The sequence below is a fragment of the Ruminococcus sp. genome (assembly GCF_024691275.1).
Taxonomy (GTDB): Bacteria; Bacillota; Clostridia; order Oscillospirales; family Ruminococcaceae; genus Ruminococcus.
Genome location: NZ_JAILNU010000026.1, coordinates 1 through 2,209, shown reverse-complemented (window position 1 = coordinate 2,209; position 2,209 = coordinate 1). Strand labels below are relative to the sequence as shown.

The 2,209-nt window shown below is 45.1% G+C and carries 3 protein-coding genes; all 3 read left to right on the top strand.

Going from position 1 to position 2,209, the window contains the following annotated elements:
- The first annotated feature begins 42 nt into the window (after positions 1–42).
- From K6G33_RS03095 to K6G33_RS03085, 3 genes are read left to right on the top strand one after another with little or no spacing between them, the layout of a single operon-like run.
- Positions 43–417: a GntR family transcriptional regulator gene (locus K6G33_RS03095; protein ID WP_296776156.1), complete on the top strand. Its 375-nt coding sequence runs from the start codon at positions 43–45 to the stop codon at positions 415–417.
- Between the two features lies 1 nt (position 418).
- Positions 419–1,297 (top strand): ABC transporter ATP-binding protein, encoded by an 879-nt coding sequence (locus K6G33_RS03090; RefSeq protein ID WP_296776154.1) that lies wholly within the window; start codon positions 419–421, stop codon positions 1,295–1,297.
- Positions 1,297–2,073 carry an ABC-2 transporter permease gene (locus tag K6G33_RS03085; RefSeq protein WP_296776151.1) on the top strand — a complete coding sequence of 259 codons (777 nt, stop codon included), beginning with the start codon at positions 1,297–1,299 and terminating at the stop codon, positions 2,071–2,073. The genes K6G33_RS03090 and K6G33_RS03085 overlap by 1 nt, the downstream gene beginning before the upstream one ends.
- Positions 2,074–2,209 lie beyond the last annotated feature (136 nt).

Sequence of the window (2,209 nt, the reverse complement as noted above, 5' to 3'; positions counted from 1 at the left end):
AATGCTGTGAGAGCCTTGACCCCGAAGGAGTGTACACTAATTATGAATATCAATATCAGTAACTCATCAGGTGAACCTATCTATTTGCAGATAGCTAACCAGATAAAGACTATGATACTGGAAGGAAAGCTAAAAGAGGGTGAAGCACTGCCTTCTATGCGTATTTTGGCGACAGAACTTCGTATCAGCTTTATGACAACGAAACGCGCCTACGAAGAGCTTGAACGTGACGGCTTTATCGAAAGCTACACTGGCAAAGGCTCATTCGTCAAGGCGCAGAACTTAGAGCTCTATCGTGAGGAGCAGATCAAGCGTATCGAGTCGCTGCTCATGGAGGCAGGTGACACGGCGCGCAAGGCAGGCGTCACGATGGAGGAGCTTCACGAATTGCTCGACCTTGTCAACGGAGGGGAATAATATGAATGATTACGAAAACGCGATCGAGATCAAGGGCGTTACCAAAAAATATGACGGCTTTACGCTGGATAATATCAGCTTTGATGTGCCGAAGGGCTGTATCATGGGCTTTATCGGACAGAATGGCGCCGGAAAGACTACAACTATCCGCAGTCTGCTGCATATTACGGACATCAACAGCGGCGAAATACGCTTGCTCGGTCTTGACCATATAAAGGACGAAACTGCGATAAAAAAGCGAATAGCGGTAGTCTTTGACGAGCTGCCGTTCCATGATGTTTTCAATGCAAAAGATATGGCAAAGATATTTGAGGGTATGTACCCTGAATGGGATAATGCCGCATATATGCAATATATCGAGCTTTTTCAGCTTCCTTTGAAAAAGAAGATAGGACAGTTCTCCAAAGGCATGAAGATGAAATTGCAGATAGCCTGCGCACTTTCTCACAATGCCGAGCTTCTCGTCATGGATGAAGCAACAACAGGTCTTGACCCTGTTGTTCGTGACGAGATACTGCATATCTTCATGGAGTATCTGCAAAACGGCGAGCGCTCGATACTCATGTCCTCGCATATCACCTCAGACCTTGAAAAGATAGCCGATATGGTGACATTCATCGACAAGGGAAAGATACTGCTTTCGGGTTACAAGGACGAAATAATCGAGCAGCACGGTATTCTCAAGTGCGACCAAGAAAAGCTGCAAGATATCGACAGTGAGGATATCGTCAGCATACGCACCAACAGTTTCGGTGCAGAGGTCATGGTGAATGACCGTGAAAATGCCTCCTACAAATACAGCGACTGCGTTATGGACCCTGCAAGCCTTGACGATATCATGCTCTACTATGTACACCGTGACACAAAGGAGTGGTCATAATGAAACTTTACAGATCGCTTATATATCGTGAATTGAAGCTGACTCGTAAGCGCTGCATACTTATGCTGATACTGTTTCTTCTGCTCTCGCTGATGCTGCTGCTTCCAATAATGATCGGTGGACAATCAGGAGATTCGGAAATGGATGAGGATCTGATCAGTATAGTATGGCTTGCTTCTGGTATTGTCGCACTGACAGGCGGGTTCTTGGCAGGCACAAACAACGGCTTACAGAAAACGGATATAAATTCAGGGTGGAAGCGGTATTCCTTTATCCTCCCACCGACTGCGAAACAGCAGGCATTGTCCGATCTGCTGACAAAGCTATGCTATATCCTGTTCTTTGGACTGTTATCAGTTGCTTTTTTAATGGTATGCAAAATCGTAGCGGGTATCAACACTGCAGTAGAGGGAATTGATCCTATCTGCCGTATGCTGAATATTTATCTTGGAGCTGTCTGTGCTGTGATGCTTGTTGATATTGCATACAGCTATATCATGATGTTTGCAAACGATAAAAAACAGTTGAAGCTGATAAGCGCACTTGCTTTTGTAGGCGCGGGAGCTGTGCTTAAAGTTTTTGGCTTGTTTCCCGGTATGAATAAAACTGAAAAGCCTGCTGAGGACGGTACTATGATCTCGGAAGAAGCGGTCAACAAATTTGAAACTTTTTTGAGTTCTGGGAAAACATCACTTTGCATATTAGCCGTTTTTGTTGTATTATGTGTATTATTCTTCCTTGCGATGTGGAGGTCGCATGAAAGGAGAGAGGCGTAATGACGGGACTTGTTTACAAGGAATGGAAGCAAAACCGCTGGTTTATTCTCTCTATGATACCTTGCAGCTTCGCCCCGCTTCTTGCGCTGCTGCTTTTGCGTGAGCAGATAACAAGCGTGGATAATATCGCACTTCG

What these genes read in the sequence shown, in the direction of transcription:
- K6G33_RS03095 (WP_296776156.1), top strand. Translation starts at nt 43, where the DNA reads ATGAATATCAATATCAGTAACTCATCAGGTGAACCTATCTATTTGCAG.
- K6G33_RS03090 (WP_296776154.1), top strand. Translation starts at nt 419, where the DNA reads ATGAATGATTACGAAAACGCGATCGAGATCAAGGGCGTTACCAAAAAA.
- K6G33_RS03085 (WP_296776151.1), top strand. Translation starts at nt 1,297, where the DNA reads ATGAAACTTTACAGATCGCTTATATATCGTGAATTGAAGCTGACTCGT.